The organism is Falsiroseomonas ponticola, from assembly GCF_016805305.1.
Classification (GTDB): domain Bacteria; phylum Pseudomonadota; class Alphaproteobacteria; order Acetobacterales; family Acetobacteraceae; genus Falsiroseomonas; species Falsiroseomonas ponticola.
This window is the reverse complement of the sequence record NZ_JAERQN010000004.1, coordinates 105,514-120,370: the sequence shown is the minus strand read 5'-3', so window position 1 is coordinate 120,370 and position 14,857 is coordinate 105,514. Positions and strand designations below refer to the sequence as shown.

General features: G+C 73.1%; 11 protein-coding genes. 8 read left to right on the top strand and 3 right to left on the bottom strand.

Annotated features, from left to right (window positions below; all coding sequences use genetic code 11):
* The first annotated feature begins 82 nt into the window (after positions 1-82).
* From JJI54_RS13865 to JJI54_RS13835, 7 genes are all read left to right on the top strand, one after another.
* The gene (locus tag JJI54_RS13865) at positions 83-520 is read left to right on the top strand and encodes a CBS domain-containing protein (RefSeq protein WP_203073604.1); all 438 of its coding nucleotides are present in this window, start codon (positions 83-85) and stop codon (positions 518-520) included.
* Positions 477-2,069 carry an ABC transporter substrate-binding protein gene (locus JJI54_RS13860; protein ID WP_203073603.1) on the top strand — a complete coding sequence of 531 codons (1,593 nt, stop codon included), beginning with the start codon at positions 477-479 and terminating at the stop codon, positions 2,067-2,069. Before JJI54_RS13865 ends, JJI54_RS13860 begins: the two co-directional genes overlap by 44 nt.
* A 78-nt stretch (positions 2,070-2,147) precedes the next feature.
* Positions 2,148-2,414, top strand: coding sequence for a hexulose-6-phosphate synthase (locus JJI54_RS13855; RefSeq protein ID WP_203073602.1), 267 nt, complete (start codon positions 2,148-2,150; stop codon positions 2,412-2,414).
* Positions 2,415-2,500: 86 nt separating this feature from the next.
* Complete coding sequence (locus JJI54_RS13850) at positions 2,501-3,484, top strand: TRAP transporter substrate-binding protein (RefSeq protein WP_203073601.1); 984 nt, start codon at positions 2,501-2,503, stop codon at positions 3,482-3,484.
* A gap of 63 nt (positions 3,485-3,547) precedes the next feature.
* Positions 3,548-4,531, top strand: coding sequence for a TRAP transporter substrate-binding protein (locus tag JJI54_RS13845; RefSeq protein WP_203073600.1), 984 nt, complete (start codon positions 3,548-3,550; stop codon positions 4,529-4,531).
* 186 nt (positions 4,532-4,717) lie between these two features.
* A complete protein-coding gene (locus tag JJI54_RS13840; protein ID WP_203073599.1) occupies positions 4,718-5,269 on the top strand; it encodes a TRAP transporter small permease in 552 nt (183 codons plus the stop codon).
* A gap of 4 nt (positions 5,270-5,273) precedes the next feature.
* Positions 5,274-6,578, top strand: a complete 1,305-nt coding sequence (locus tag JJI54_RS13835; RefSeq protein ID WP_203073598.1) for a TRAP transporter large permease — start codon at positions 5,274-5,276, stop codon at positions 6,576-6,578.
* Between the two features lie 60 nt (positions 6,579-6,638).
* On the opposite strand, the gene JJI54_RS13830 is transcribed toward JJI54_RS13835, so the two are convergent.
* The 3 genes from JJI54_RS13830 to JJI54_RS13820 all read right to left on the bottom strand — a co-directional run bounded on the left by JJI54_RS13830 (position 6,639) and on the right by JJI54_RS13820 (position 13,728).
* A complete protein-coding gene (locus JJI54_RS13830) occupies positions 6,639-7,460 on the bottom strand; it encodes a peptidoglycan-binding domain-containing protein (protein ID WP_226381754.1) in 822 nt (273 codons plus the stop codon).
* Between the two features lie 136 nt (positions 7,461-7,596).
* Positions 7,597-12,144: a DUF4011 domain-containing protein gene (locus JJI54_RS13825; protein WP_203073597.1), complete on the bottom strand. Its 4,548-nt coding sequence runs from the start codon at positions 12,142-12,144 to the stop codon at positions 7,597-7,599.
* 9 nt (positions 12,145-12,153) lie between these two features.
* Positions 12,154-13,728, bottom strand: coding sequence for a Na+/H+ antiporter (locus JJI54_RS13820; RefSeq protein WP_203073596.1), 1,575 nt, complete (start codon positions 13,726-13,728; stop codon positions 12,154-12,156).
* Between the two features lie 101 nt (positions 13,729-13,829).
* Between JJI54_RS13820 and JJI54_RS13815 the strand changes: the two genes are divergently transcribed.
* Positions 13,830-14,777, top strand: a complete 948-nt coding sequence (locus tag JJI54_RS13815) for a S1C family serine protease (RefSeq protein ID WP_203073595.1) — start codon at positions 13,830-13,832, stop codon at positions 14,775-14,777.
* Positions 14,778-14,857: the final 80 nt, after the last annotated feature.

Genomic DNA, 14,857 nt, shown 5'->3' with positions numbered 1-14,857 from the left:
CGGTGCCACCATCCCCCGCATGGTGGAGGCGGCGCCGGCTGATCCCCGCGCGCCCCCTCCCGCAACGGGAGGAACAACGACCATGACGATTGCCATCATCCTGCAGCGCAAGGGCCACGACGTGGTGGCCATCCAGGCGCATGACAGCGTGGCGGAGGTGGCGAAGACGCTGGCGCGGCACCGCATCGGCGCGGCGCTGGTGCGCGACGGCGCGGGCGACGTGCTCGGCATCGTCAGCGAACGCGACATCGTCCGCGCCATGGCGCTGCATGGGGCGGATGCCGTGGCCATGCCCGCCGCGCAGCTGATGACGCGCGCGCTGCACACCGTGACGCCGCGGACACGGATCGGTGAGGCGCTGACGCTGATGACCGACCGCCGCTGCCGGCATTTGCCCGTGATGGAGGACGATGGCAGCCTCGCCGGGCTGGTCTCGATCGGGGACCTGGTGAAGGCGCGGATCGAGGAAGCGGTGCATGAAGCCGAGGAACTCCGCCACTACGTGGAAAGCGCGGGCTAGCGGCCTTCTCCTCGCGCTGCTGGCCGCCCCGGCGGGCGCGCAGAACCTGCTGACGGTGGCGACGGGTGCGCCACCGACCTCGGTCGATCCGCATTTCTACAATGCGGCGCCCAACTTCGCCCTCTCCATGCACATCTTCGACCGGCTGGTGGAGCGCGATGCGGAGGTGCGCGCCTATCCGGGCCTCGCCGCGTCCTGGGAAGCCATCGCGCCGACGGTGTGGGAATTCCGGCTGCGGCCGGGCGTGACCTGGCATGACGGAAGGCCCTTCACCAGCGAGGACGTGGCCTTCAGCGTGGCTCGGCCACCGCTGGTGCCGAATTCGCCCGCCAGCTTCAGCCCCTTCGTGCGCGCCATCCAGCGGACGGAGGTGATCGACAGCCACACGGTGCGCTTCCACACCGCGCTGCCGCATCCGCTGCTGCCCATCGAACTCGGCTCCATCGCCATCGTCGCGAAGCATGCGGCGGAGGGGCGGACGACGGAGGATTTCAACAGCGGCCGCGCGGCGGTGGGGACGGGGCCGTATCGCCTGGCCTCCTCCATCCCCGGCGACCGCTTCGAGCTGGTGCGCAACGACAACTGGTTCGGCGCGCGGGAGCCCTGGGCGCGCGTGACCTACCGCGTCATCGCCAATGACACGGCGCGGACGGCGGCGCTGCTTTCCGGCGATGCCGATCTGATCGACCAGGTGCCATCGACGGACCTGGCACGGCTGAAGCGCGACCCCCGCGTGACGGTCGCGGAGATCCAAGGCCTGCGGCTGATCTTCATCGCCTTCGACCATTCGCGCAGCGGCAACCTGCCGCAGGTGAGCGACCATGAAGGCCGGCCGCTGGCGGCGAACCCCTTCATGGATGTGCGGGTGCGCCGCGCCCTGAACATCGCGGTGAACCGCGATGCGCTGGTGGAGCGGGTGATGGAGGGCGCGGCGGCGCCGGCCGGCCAGTGGATGCCGCCCGGCACGACGACCCATGCGCCGGACGTGCCCGTGCCGCCCTTCGATCCCGATGCGGCGCGGCGCCTGCTGGCGGAAGCCGGCTACCCCCAGGGCTTCCGCATGACGCTGTTCACGCCGAATGACCGCTATCCCAACGATGCCCGCACCGCCCAGGCGGTTGCGCAGATGTGGACGCGGATCGGCGTGCGCACCCAGGTGGAGGCGTTGCCCTGGACCAGCTACTCCGCGCGTTCCGCCCGGCAGGAATTCCCGGCGCGCCTCGCGGGCTGGGGCAGCAGCACGGGAGAGGCGGGCAGCTTCCTGATCTCCGTCATCGGCACCTTCGACCGCGCGGCGCAGCGCGGCGCGGCCAATGCCGCGCGCTATTCCAATCCGGCGCTGGATGCGCTGACCGACCGCGCGGCGACGCTGCTGCCGCTGGAGGAACGGGCCGCGGTGCTGCGCCAGGCCATCCGGCTCGCCACCGACGACGTCGCGATGGTCCCGCTGTTCAACATCACCAATTCCTGGGCCACGCGGCGCGGCCTGGTGCATCAGCCGCGGATGGATGAGCGGACCGTCGCGATGGGGACGCGGCCGGCGCCCTGATCGCCTTGATCCGCATCAAGGACGCCGCCGGCGCGGCGTCCCACCATGGCATCCAACCACGGCAGAGGAATGGATTCCATGAACCACCACCACCGCAAGACCCTGCACGCCCTGTTCTCCCACCCCGTCAGCAGCAACATCGATCCGAAGCACGTCGCCTCCGTCTTCGAGGCGCTGGGCGCGGAGGTCAGCCATGGCGGGCATGGCCAGGTGAAGGTGACGCTGAACGGCCACGCCCAGGCCTTCCATGACAGCCACCACAGCCTGTCGAAGGAGGAGGTGGGCGCGATGCGGAAGTTCCTGGAGGGGGCGGGCATCGACCCGGCCCGGGACTACCCGCTGTAGCCGCGCGGATTCCCGGGGGCTTGCTTCGCCAAGGGGTTGGGGGCGATGCTTCCGCCCCGGAGACGACACCCCCGGGAGACCCCTACATGCTCAGCCGCCGTACCCTTCTTGCCGCCTCCGGCGCGGCGCTCGCCGCCCCCGCCCTGACCGGCCCCGCCAGCGCGCAGACGCGCTGGCAGATGGCGACGCCCTATCCCGACGGCAACTTCCACACCCGGAACATCCGCAGCTTCATCGAGGAGATCCAGGCCGGCACCGGCGGGCGCGTGCAGGTGCAGCTGCATTCCAACGCCAGCCTGCTGCCCATGCCGCAGATCAAGCGCGGCGTGCAGCAGGGCCAGGTGCAGCTGGGCGAGATCCTGCTGACCGCCTATTCGAACGAGGACGTCTTCTTCGACGCCGACGCCATCCCGCAGCTCGTCACCAACTTCGCCGAGGCGAAGAAGCTGGCCGACCTGCAGAAGCCCTATATCGAGACGCGCCTGTCGCGGCAGGGCCTCAGCCTGCTCTACACCGTGCCCTGGCCGCCGGCGGGGCTCTATGCCCAGGCGCCGATCCCGACGATCGAGGGGCTGCGCGGGCTGCGCTTCCGCACCTTCAGCCCGGCCACCAACCGCTTCGCGGCGCTGGTCGGCGCGCAGCCCACGCTGGTGCAGGCGGCGGAACTGGCGCAGGCCTTCGCCACCGGCGTGGTGCAGGCGCAGATCACCTCCGCCCAGACCGGCGTCGATACCTCCGCCTGGGACTATGCGCGGGTCTTCACGCCGCTCGGCTTCTCCATGACCAAGAACGCCGTGATGGTGTCCCGCCGCGCGATGGAATCGCTTTCCGCGGCGGACCAGCAGGTGATCCGCGCCGCGGCGGCGGCGGCGGAGCGCCGGGGCTATGAGCTGAGCAGCGAGGCGCAGCGCACCACCGAGGCCACGCTGGGCGCCCGCGGCATGCAGATCGTGCCGCCGACCGAGGAATTCCTCGCCGGCCTGCGCCGCGTCAGCGCGACGATGACGGAGGAATGGATCGGCCGCGCGGGCGAGGACGGCAAGAAGCTGATCGACGCCTACCGCGCCTGATCGCGACGTGACTGCGACCCCGGCGCCACGGGCGCCGGGGATTCCAACGGGGGAAACGGGACAATGGTGTTGGGACGTCGCGCGGCACTGGGTGCCGCCGCCGCCGCCGTGCTGGCGCGCGGTGCTTCCGCGCAATCCACGCGCTGGCAGGCCGCGACCGGCTTCGCGGATGGCAACTACCACACGCGCAACCTGCGCGCCTTCATCGCCGATGTCGCGCAGGCCAGTGGCGAGGCCCTGCAGATCCAGCTGCACAGCAACGGCAGCCTGGTGCCGCAGCCGCAGATCAAGCGCAGCGTCCAGTCCGGGCAGATCCAGCTCGGCGAGATCCTGCTGACGGCCTATGGCAACGAGGATCCCTTCTTCGATGCGGACGCCGTGCCGGGCTTGGTGCAGAACCTGGACGATGCCCGCCGCCTGGCCGCCGTGCAGGCCCCCTTCATCGAGGCGCGGCTGGCGCGGCAGGGCCTCGCCCTGCTCTACATGGCGCCCTGGCCGCAGGTGGCGATCACCGCCAACCAGCCCATCACCGATGCGGCGCAGTTCCGCGGCCTGCGGCTGCGCAGCTACAGCCCGATCTCCACGCGGCTCGCCGCGCTGCTCGGCGCGCAGGGCGTGCTGGTGACGGCGCCGGAAGTGCCGCAGGCCTTCGCCAGCGGCATCATCCAGGCGCAGCTCACCACCGCGCCGGTCGCGGCCGATACCGCCGTGTGGGACTATTCGCGCGTCTTCATCCGCGCCTCCATCGCCACCAGCAAGAATGCGGTCTTCGTCAGCCGCCGGTCGCTGGAAGCGCTGACGGAGCCGCAGCGCAACGCCGTGCTGGCCGCGGCCCGCCAGGCGGAAGCGCGGGGCTGGCGCATGGCGGAAGAGGCGCAGGCCGAAGCCGAGGCGCGGATGGTGGCCCGCGGCGTGCAGGTGGTGGATGCCTCTCCCGCGCTGCTGGCCGCGATCCGCCAGGCCGGGGCGACCATGATCGACGAATGGGCGACCCGCGCCGGCGATGATGGTCGCCGGATGCTGGAGGCCTATCGCGCCTCACGCTGAGGCAGCCGCCGCCGCGAAGCTGGGCAGGGCGCGGCGCGGGGCGCCGGCGGGTGCCGCCGCGGGTCTTGCGCCCCTGGCAGGGGCCTCCGATGATCCCTGCCCAAGGTTGCAACGCGGGGGCTTCACGACAATGACCATCGACCGCCACGCGGTGGCGGCCCGGCCTGCTGGCCGGCGCTTCCCCGCATGAACCCGCCGGGCCTGGTGCGTCGCGCGCTCGACGCAGTCTATGCGGCGGCGGCCTATGTGGCGGCGCTGTCGCTGCTTGGCATTTTCTGCGTGATGATCGCGCAGATGGGGCTGCGGGAGGTCGGCCTGCAGGTGCCGGGCTCCGACGACCTCAGCGCCTATCTCTGCGTCGCCACCACCTTCTTCGCGCTGGCTGCCACCTTCAAGCGGGGGGAGCTGATCCGCGTCGGCATGGGGATCGACAAGCTGTCCCCGCCCGCGCGGCGGGGGGCGGAGATCCTGGCGCTGCTGATCGCGGGCGCGGTCGTCGCCTACATCACCTGGTGGACCGCGCAGGACGTGATGTTCAGCTGGGAGATCGAGGAGGTGGCGCAGGGCACGGTGCCCTTCCTGATCTGGATCCCGAAGCTCGCCATGCCGCTCGGCGCGGGGCTGCTGCTGGTGGCCATCCTCGACGAGCTCGTCATCGTGCTGCGCGGAGCCAAGCCGACCTACGTCGTGGCCGCGGAAGACCGCGCGGCGCGCGGCGACTTCTCGGCGGAGGTGTAGCGCCATGGACCTGATCACGCTGTCGCTCCTCCTCCTCGTCGTGCTGTGCATGCTGCTCGGCGCGGGGGTGTGGATCTCCATGAGCCTGGCCGCGGTCGGCTACCTCGCGATGATCACCGCATCGCCGACGCCGGGGTTGTTCCTGGCCGGTGCGATGTGGGAATCGACGGGGTCCTGGACGCTGGCCGCGCTGCCGATGTTCGTGTGGATGGGGGAGATCCTGTTCCGTACGAAGCTGTCGGAGGAATTGTTCAACGGCCTCGCCCCCTGGGTGCGGCGCATCCCCGGCCGGCTGCTGCATGTGAACATCCTGGCCTGCGGCATCTTCGGCTCCGTCTCCGGCTCCTCCGCCGCCACCTGCGCCACCGTCTCCAAGATCGCGCTGCCGGAATTGCAGCGGCGCGGCTATGACGAACGGGTCGCGATCGGCAGCCTGGCCACGGCCGGCACGCTCGGCATCATGATCCCGCCCTCCATCATCATGGTGGTCTATGCCGTGGCGGCGGAGGTCTCGATCGTCCGCGTCTTCATCGCGGGGTGCCTGCCCGGGCTGCTCGTGATGCTGCTGTTCAGCGCCTACATCATCGTCTGGGCCATGCTGAACCCGGACAAGCAGCCGGCGATGGAGCCGCGCATGTCGATGCGGGAGAAGCTGCGCGCCTCCGCCCAGCTGATCCCCTGCGCGATCCTCATCATCGTCGTCATCGGCAGCATGTTCGTGGGCTGGGCGACGGCGACGGAGGCCGCGGCCTTCGGCGTGCTGGGCAGCCTGGTGCTGGCGGCGGTGACGCGGACGCTGAGCTGGGAGAGCTTCCGCGACAGCCTGCTGGGCGCGACGCGGCTGTCCTGCATGATCATGTTCATCCTGGCCGGCGCCGCCTTCCTGACCAAGGCGATGGCGCTGACCGGCATCCCGGCCGCGCTGGCGGAAGGCGTCGCCGCGCTGAACCTCGGCCCCTACGGCATCATCGCGGTGCTGGTCGTGGTCTATATCGTGCTCGGCACCGCGCTGGATGGCGTGTCGATGATCGTGCTGACCACGTCGATCGTCGTGCCGATGATCCAGCAGGCGGGGTTCGACCTGGTGTGGTTCGGCATCTTCATCGTGCTGCTGGTGGAGATCGCGGAGATCACGCCGCCGGTCGGCTTCAACCTCTTCGTCATGCAGACGATGACGGGGAAGGAACAGGGGGAGGTGGCGCTGGCCTCGCTGCCCTTCTTCCTGATGCTGGTGGTGACGCTGGTGCTGATCACGCTGTTCCCTGTGACGCTCGTCACGGGCCTGCCGGAGTGGCTGCTGGCGCGCTGAACGGCGAAAGGCGCGGGCAGGATTTCCCCCGCCCGCGCCCGTTCAGCCCTGGCGCTGCGCTTACCGGCCCGCGCCGCCGCCGCTGCCGGAGGCACCCGCGCCGCTGCCGCCGCCCGTGTTCACGTCGCCCGGCGTCGAGCCGCGCGAGGCGCCTGGCACCTGCTGCCCGGCCGCCACGTTCGGCGGGTTGGAGGGGCTGGTCGCGACGCCCGGGGAAGCCGGCGTCGTCATCGGGCCCGTGCCGGTCATCGGCGGGTTGCTGGCGGAGCCCATCGGCGCGGCGTTCGGCGTGCCCATGCCGCGCTGGTCGGACATGCCCGGGGACGGCGCCTGGCTCTGGCTGACCTGGCCGCCGCCCATATAGGCGCGGTCACGCTCCGCCACGTTGCCGCGCGCGGCACCCGTGGTCGTCGCGCTGACATTGAGCGCCGCCATGGTCTGGCGGTCCAGGCGGCCGCTCGGCTCGATGTTGTTGGCGCGCTGGAAGTCCATCGTCGCCTGGCGCGACCGCTCGCCCCAGACGCCATCGGCGGGGCCGGGGTTGTAGCCGCGCGCGGCCAGCGCCTGCTGCGCCTGGCGCGCCGGGCCGCTGGCGGCGCGGCCGCCGGTGTTGGTGACGCCCGGGACGCGGGTTTCCGGATTCTCCCAGACCGGGCGGCCGAGATTCACGTCGCGCGCATCCGTCGTGGCGCCGGTGATGGCGCCCGCGCCTCCGCCGATGGCCGCGCCGGCCAGCGCGCCGACCGGCCCGCCCAGCGCGCCGATGCCGGCACCGGTCGCCGCACCGGCGGCGGCGCCGCCCTGGACGCGCTCCTGCGGGTCCGTGCCGCAGGCCGCCACCAGCAGCCCGAGGGCCGCCGCACTCATGATCTTCGCGTACATCGCTTCGCTCCTCGTTCTTCCGGTGCGGTCCCCGTGAAGGCCGGGGCAGCGTTCCGGATCATCCGACGCGCGAAGAACGCGAAGGGGATGGCGATGGTTGCGTGGCCGGGTTCGTCGAGCGTGAGCGGAAGCGGCTTCAACCCGCGGTCGTGATCGTGCCCGCGCCGACCAGGGCGGCGACGCGCGCGGCGATGGCGGGCGTCGCCGCGGCATCGAGGCCGAGCAGCCGGACGATCCCTGGCGCGAGTTCCGCTTCCGTCGTCTGCGGCATGGCGGCCAGCAGGGTCCGGGCCGCGGCCTCGATCTCGGCCGGCGCGACCATGGCGGGGCGGCGGAGGTGCGGCGCCGCGGCGCGCCGGTCCCGCGGCTGCACGGGCGGCGCGTCCTCGGCGGTCCAGAAGCCGTTGGCTTCCGACACGCCCTGCAACTGTCCGGCCAGGCGCAGCGCCTGCTGCAGCGCGGCGCGGTCCGCGGCTTCCAGCCTTTCCCTGCCCCAGAGCAGGCGGATGCGTTCCAGCACGGCGTCGGCGTGGACCGGCTGTTCGGTGCGGATGATGGCGGCCAGCACCTCCGACAGCGCGGCGAAGGGCATGGCGGGGATGGCGATGCTGGTGTCGGCCTCCGTCGTCGCCTCCGCATAGGGAATGGCCAGGCCCGGGTCGGGTCCGCCAACCGGCGCGGCCTCCGCCGCTTCCTGCCGGGCGCCGAGGGCGGCGCGCAGCCTTGCGCGTTCGGCTTCCGGGCGTTGCAGCCAGGCCAGCGACCAGGCGCGGTGCAGGCGCCAGCCCATCTGGCCCAGCGCCGCCGCGCGCCCGCGTTCCCGGTCCCGCGCCGCGCGGATGCTGGTCCAGTCGCCGGCATCGGCTTCCACGCCCAGGATGAAGTCGTCGCCCTCCCGCGCCGCCACATCGAGGAACAGCCCCGCCGTCCCCACGCGCCCCACCGCTTCCTTCCCCGCCGCCTGGATCTCCGCCCCGATCACCGTCCCCAGCCCCGCCCGCACCATGCCCGAAGCCGGCGCCCCGCTTCCCAGCCCGCTTGCGGCCGCCTGGAGAAAGGTCTTGAGGGCGGCGACGCCGCGGCCGGCGGCGCGGGCGAGGTCGATATCCTCCGCGCCGATGCCGCTGAAGACGATGCAGCGCTTCTTGGCGCGGGTGATGAGGACGTTGAGCCGCCGTTCGCCGCCATCGGCGGAAAGCGGGCCGAAGCGCATGGCGAGCTTGCCGTCCGACCCGCGCGCATAGCCGACGCTGATCATGATGGCGTCGCGTTCGTCGCCCTGCACGTTCTCCAGGTTCTTCACGAAGAACGGTTCGTGCTCATGCGCCGTGAAGAACGCCTCGGTCTCCGGGCTTTCGCGCCGCAGCGCTTCCACCGCGTCCAGGATCGCGTCCCGCTGCTTGAGGGAGAAGGCGGCGACGCCGAGCGTCTCGCCCGGCGTTTCCTTCGCATGGCGCAGCACGGCTTCCGCCACGGCGCGGGCTTCCGTGCGGTTCACGCCGGCGCCGGCTTCCCAGGTGCCATCGACGCGGATCAGCGAGAGGCCGAGTGCCGCCGAGCGCGCGCGGGGGGAGGGCAGGACGAAGAGGCGGTTGCCGTAGAATTCCGCATTGCTGGTCGCGATCAGGCTTTCGTGCCGGCTGCGGTAGTGCCAGCGCAGCATGACGTTGGGCACGCCGCGCGCATTGGCGAGGCCGAGGATGCTCTCCATCTCCCGCGCCGCCACCGCTTCGCCGGTCTCCTCCATGTCGGCGCCCTCGTCATCCTCGGACGTCATGCGCTGGAAGAAGCGGGTCGGCGGCATCTGCTTGTCGTCGCCCACGACGACGACCTGGCCGCAGCGCGCGATGGCGCCCAGCGCATCGACGGGTTCCACCTGCGAGGCCTCGTCGATCACCAGCAGGTCGAAGGAGAGGCCGGGGCGGAGGCCATGCGGCGGCGCCAGGAACTGCGCGACGGAGAGCGGCGACATCATCAGCACCGGCTTGGCGGCCTGCACCACCTGCCCCGCGCGCAGCAGCAATTCGCGCACGGGCAGGTGGCCGCGCTTCTTCTCGAATTCCCCCATCAGCAGGGTGAAGCCGGGCAGGTCACGCAACCCCGTGATGCGGGCGGCATGGGCGGCGCCGCATTCGCGCCGCGCCAGGTCGATGCGCGCGCGATCGGCCTCGGCGAATTCCTCCGCCAGGCGGTCGAAGCCGGCGCCGTCGAAGGCGGCGAGTTCCGGGCGCGCGCGCATGGCGGCCTTCAGCAGCGCTTCCTCCAGCGCGTAGTCGAAGGCGGGGCGGGCGGCTTCCGGCGCCAGGCGGCCATCGGCCAGGCGCTCCACCAGGGGCTTGAGGTCATCCCCGGCCGCGGCGACGGCGCGGCGCCAGCCGAGCCAGAGGGGCAGCGTCTCCGGCTGCCCGGCCCAGTCGCCGAGGCGCGCGGCGATGTCGGCCAGGGGTGGGTCGGCCTGTCCGAAGGCCGCGATCGGGTCGAGCGCGGTCTCGGCGACCAGGTCGGCATGGGCGGCGAGGGCGGCCTCCACGGGCGCCGGGTCAAGCACCGGCATACCGGCGGCCAGGGCCGCCGCCGCCTCCGCGCCATGGGTGTCGCGCCAGGCCAGCAGGGCCTGCATGGCGGGGGCATCGCCCCAGAGGGTGCCGAAGGCGGCGCGGCCCAGCGCCTCCCCGCCCGCGACCGTCCGGGCGGCCTCCTGCCCCGCCAGGGCGGCGTCGAGGGCGGGGAGGGGGTCCGCCGCATCGGCGGCGATGCGGGCGGCCAGGGCCTTGGCGTTGCGCTGAGTGGCGGAGAGGAAGCCGAACAACCCGCCTCCCGCGGCCAGCGCCTGGCGGGCCTCGGCGATGCCGGCCTCGGCCAGGGCGCCCGGCTTCAGGCGGCGGTCGGATTGCGCGGCGGCCAGCGCGGCCTGCGCCTCCGCCAGGGCGCGCAGCGGGGCGGGGTCCGCGGCCCAGGCGGCATGGGCCAGGGCGGCGCGGTCATGCGCCGGGGCGGCGGCCACGGCCCGGGACAGGGCGAGGAGCGCGGCGGCGGCCTCCGCGCCCGGGGCGGGGCGCCCCAGCGCCCGCGCGGCGGGCGCCAGCGCGGCGGCGCCGGCGGACAGGGTGCGGATCAGCGCCGGCAGCCGCGCCAGCAGGCGTTCCTGGTCGATGGGGGCGAGGTCGGCGCCGATGCCGCGCCAGGCGCTGGCCGGACCGCCTTCCGCGGCCCGGGCGGCGAGTTCCTCGACCGCCGCCTCGGCGGCCGCGATGCGGTCCGCGCTCCAGTCGCCGGCGGGCAGGAGGAAATCGGGCGCGGCCTGGCCGCTGGCGCGCAGCCCGACCAGCCGGCCGACCACGGCATGCAGCGGCCGGCCGCTCTCGCCGACCGGCGCCGCCATGGCGCGGGCATGGCCGTTCAGCCGGCCGCGCAGCGAACCGAGGCGCCGGATCAGCGCATCGCGATCCGGCCGCCGCGGCGGCGGCAGGGCGAGGGTGGCGCGCAGCTCATCCAGCACCGCGCGCTTCGACTGCTTCTCGCTGTGCAACTCCAGGCAGGCGGCGCCGAGGCCGATGGAGCCGAGGCGGCGCTGCACCACCTCCAGCGCCGCCAGCTTCTCCGCCACGAACAGCACGCGCCGGCCATCCAGCACGGCCTGGGCGATGATGTTGGCGATGGTCTGGGACTTGCCGGTGCCGGGCGGGCCCTGGATGACGGTGTGGCCGCCGCGGCGTACCGCTTCCGCCGCCAGGGCCTGGCTGCCATCCACATCCATGACGTGGTCCAGCCGCTCCACCGGGATCTCGGCATCCACGTCGGTATCGTCGGGGAAGGGGGGCGGGCTGGCGAGCGGTTCGCCGCCGACCAGCGCGCGGACCATGGGGTGGGACAGCAGCCCGGGATTGGCGACGGGGTCGAGGTCCCGCCACATCAGGAACTTCTGGAAGCTGAACAGGCCGACCGCCAGGCCATCCGGGTCCACGCCCCAGCCTTCCCGCCCGCCCAGCGCGGCGCGCACGGCATCGGCCCAGGCGGTGGGGTCATAGGCCTCGGCATCGAAGGGGGGCAGTTCCAGGCGGAACTCGGTGGCGAGCTTCTCCCGCAGGCTCAGATTCTCCTGCACCTCCAGCCCCGCGGCGCGCAGGCGGTAGGTCTGGCCGACGCCCTCGCGCTCCAGCGTCACGGGCAGCAGGGCGAGGGGCGCCAGGCGCTCCGTCTCCGGCGTCGCGGGGTCCCGCCAGGTCAGCGTGCCGAGGGCGAGGGAGAGGGTCGCGACGCCCGTCTCCTCCCGCGCCGTGCGGGCATCCTGCATCAGGTCGCGCAGGCGCCGGGACAGCTCCTCGGGCGAGAGGCGGACGCGGAGCTTGGTGTCGCGCCGCGCATCCTCCGCGCTCTGCGCGGCATCGGCGGTGGCGATGCCCTCCGCCCGGCGGGGGCGGGCGGCGCGGCGGCGGCGGGGCGCGGGGGCCTCGCCCTCCGGCGCCGGGGGAGGGGCGGCGGCCTCGGCGGGCGCGGCCTCGAAGCCGAAGGCGCGGCCGGCGCCCAGCGCCTCCAGCACGAAATCGGCATCCTCGTCATCCAGGATGACGACGCCGCGGGACCGGCCCGGCTTCGGCAGGGCCAGCAGGCGGTTGCGGGTGGAGAGGTCGAGCAGGCCGCGGCGGGCTTCCTGCAGGCGGTCGGCGAGGGCGGCGTCATCCATGGCGCGCAGTTAATGCGCCGGTGCGGCGCCGAGAAGGCGGAGGATGCGGATCTCCTCCAGGTCGTGCTCCAGTTCCAGCGCGGTCAGCAATTCATCATCCAGCTTGCCGTCGCGGTGGTGGTCGAGCAGGGCGCGCCGGCCCTCCCGCAGCGCCGCCAGGCGGATGCGCATCCGGGCCTCCAGCACCGCCTGGCCGCTGCCCTTGGCGATGCCGTGGAAGACGCGCGCCTTGTCCGTGTACTCGGCCAGCAGGTCCTGCGCGACGGGGCCTTCCAGGATGTCCTCCGCCCGGCGCTGGATCTCAGCCAGCGTCGCGCCGGCGACGTGGCGGCGGACGGCCGCTTCCTCCGGCGCCATGCCGTTGACCGCCGGTTCCTCCACCTTCCAGCGGCGGATCACCCATTCCAGCGTCGTGCCCTGCACCACCAGCGTGGCCAGGATGGCGCAGAAGGCCAGGAAGACCAGCAGGTCCCGTTCCGGGAAATCCAGCGGCAGGGCCAGCGCGGCGGCCAGCGAGACCACGCCCCGCATGCCGGCCCAGGAGATGACGACGGCATGGCCAACGGGCGGCGGCGGCTGGTGGCGCCGCACCGTGGGGATGAGGCGGGAGGCGTAGAGCGCCGGGAATACCCAGAGGAACCGCGCGACGATCAGCGCGGCGGAGAGCGCCACGGCCAGCACCACCATCTCTCCCACGCTGTGGGTGGTGATGCGGTCGAGGATGGCGCGCAGTTGCAGGCCGGTGAGGATGAAGACGAGGCTGGTCAGCACGAATTCGACGAACTGCCAGACGGTGACGGCGGCGATGCGGCTTTGCGGGGAGAGCGTGCCATGCTGCTTCTGCCCCAGCACCAGCCCCGTGGTGACCACCGCCATCACGCCGGACAGGTGCAGCGCCTCCGCCGCCATGAAGCTCGCGAAGCAGGCGATGAAGCTGGCGGCCACGACCAGCAGCGTGTCCTGCAGCCGCGGGAAGACCCAGGCCCCGGCCAGCGCCACGCCATAGCCGATGGCGATCCCCCCCGCCGCGACCAGGACGAAGGAGGCCGCCGCCTGCTCGATCGCGACCCCGCCCGCCGCGACGGCCGCGATGGCGAAGCGGTAGAGCACGAGCGCGGTCGCGTCGTTCACCAGGCTCTCGCCCTCCAGCACCGTCACGATGCGGCGCGGGATGCGCAGCCGTTGCAGCACGGCCGCCGCGGCCACGGCATCCGGCGGCGCGACGATGGCGCCGAGTGCCACGGCCGCCGCCCAGGGCAGGCCCGGGATCAGCAGCTTGGCGACGATGGCGATGACCACGGCGGTGAACAGCACCGCGCCCACGGCCAGCAGCAGGATGGGCCGGATATTCGCGCGGAAGGCCCGCCAATCCGTCCGCCAGGCGCTGGCCTGCAGCAGCGGCGGCAGGAAGAAGGCCAGCGCGATCTGCGGATCGAGCGTGACGGAGGGCAGCCCCGGCACGAAGGCCAAGGCCATGCCGCCCAGCACGAGGATCACCGCATAGGGCATGTTCAGGCGGCGGGCGACCAGCGCGAAGCCGATGCAGACCGCGATCAGGGCCAGCACGGCCTCGACGATTTCCATGCCTCGACCATAGCGGAAGCGGGGGGGTGCCCGGCAACCGCCGGGGCTTGGGGTCGCGATCGCGGCTTCCCATTTTGGGCGGTAAAAGGACCACCCTCCCCATGCTCGATGCGCCTATCCCGCCTGATGCGGGGCTGCTGGACGCCTATTCCGCCGCCGTCACCGCCGCCGTGGGCCGTGCCGGCCCCTCCGTCGTCAATGTTGCCGTCTCCGGGCCGCGTGGGCGCGGCGGCGGATCGGGGGTCATCGTCTCCCCGGACGGATTCGTGCTGACCAACAGCCATGTGGTCGCCGGCGCGTCGCGGATCGAGGTCGCGACCGCGGAAGGGGCGCGCTTCGCCGCGCGGCTGCTCGGCGACGACGCGGATACCGACCTGGCGCTGCTGCGGGCGGAGACGGCGGTCGCGCTGCCGGCCGCGACGCTGGGCGAGAGTGCGGCGCTGCGCGTCGGCCAGGTGGCGATCGCCATCGGCAATCCGCTCGGCTTTTCCAACACCGTCACGGCCGGCGTGGTGAGCGCGCTGGGACGGACGCTGGCGGGGCCCGGCGGGCGGCCGATCGAGGACCTGATCCAGACCGATGCGGCGCTGAACCCCGGCAATTCCGGCGGCGCGCTGGTGGATGCGCGGGGCGCCGTGATCGGCGTGAACACGGCGATGATCGGCGGCGCGCAGGGCCTGTGCTTCGCGGTGGCCGCCGATACGGCGCGGCTGGTGCTGGGCCACCTGGTCCGCTTCGGCCGCGTGCGGCGCGCCTTCCTCGGCCTGTCCGGGCAGCAGGAAGCGGTGCCGCGGCGCTTCGCCCGCGCCCATGGCATCGCGCAGCCGACCGGGCTGCTGGTGGCCAGCGTCGCGAAGGAGGGCCCGGCGGACCGCGCGGGCATCGAGGCCGGCGACCTGCTGCTGTCGATCGGCGGCGATCCCATCGCCCATGTCGCCGACCTGCTGCGCTGGCTGACGGGGGAACGGGTGGGGCAGGCGGCGGAGGCGGTGCTGCTGCGGCGCGGCGACCTGCGGCGGCGGATGGTGGTGCCGGCGGAGCGGGGCTGAACGCCCCTCCTATCTCGCTGCCCTGGCGGGGCGGCAGGCAGATGAGGGTGAAATACAACCTAGAGTATAGGGGGATTGGT

Coding starts and splice junctions, on each gene's coding strand:
- JJI54_RS13865 (WP_203073604.1), top strand. CDS start 83: ATGACGATTGCCATCATCCTGCAGCGCAAGGGCCACGACGTGGTGGCC.
- JJI54_RS13860 (WP_203073603.1), top strand. CDS start 477: ATGAAGCCGAGGAACTCCGCCACTACGTGGAAAGCGCGGGCTAGCGGC.
- JJI54_RS13855 (WP_203073602.1), top strand. CDS start 2,148: ATGAACCACCACCACCGCAAGACCCTGCACGCCCTGTTCTCCCACCCC.
- JJI54_RS13850 (WP_203073601.1), top strand. CDS start 2,501: ATGCTCAGCCGCCGTACCCTTCTTGCCGCCTCCGGCGCGGCGCTCGCC.
- JJI54_RS13845 (WP_203073600.1), top strand. CDS start 3,548: ATGGTGTTGGGACGTCGCGCGGCACTGGGTGCCGCCGCCGCCGCCGTG.
- JJI54_RS13840 (WP_203073599.1), top strand. CDS start 4,718: ATGAACCCGCCGGGCCTGGTGCGTCGCGCGCTCGACGCAGTCTATGCG.
- JJI54_RS13835 (WP_203073598.1), top strand. CDS start 5,274: ATGGACCTGATCACGCTGTCGCTCCTCCTCCTCGTCGTGCTGTGCATG.
- JJI54_RS13830 (WP_226381754.1), bottom strand. CDS start 7,460: ATGTACGCGAAGATCATGAGTGCGGCGGCCCTCGGGCTGCTGGTGGCG.
- JJI54_RS13825 (WP_203073597.1), bottom strand. CDS start 12,144: ATGGATGACGCCGCCCTCGCCGACCGCCTGCAGGAAGCCCGCCGCGGC.
- JJI54_RS13820 (WP_203073596.1), bottom strand. CDS start 13,728: ATGGAAATCGTCGAGGCCGTGCTGGCCCTGATCGCGGTCTGCATCGGC.
- JJI54_RS13815 (WP_203073595.1), top strand. CDS start 13,830: ATGCTCGATGCGCCTATCCCGCCTGATGCGGGGCTGCTGGACGCCTAT.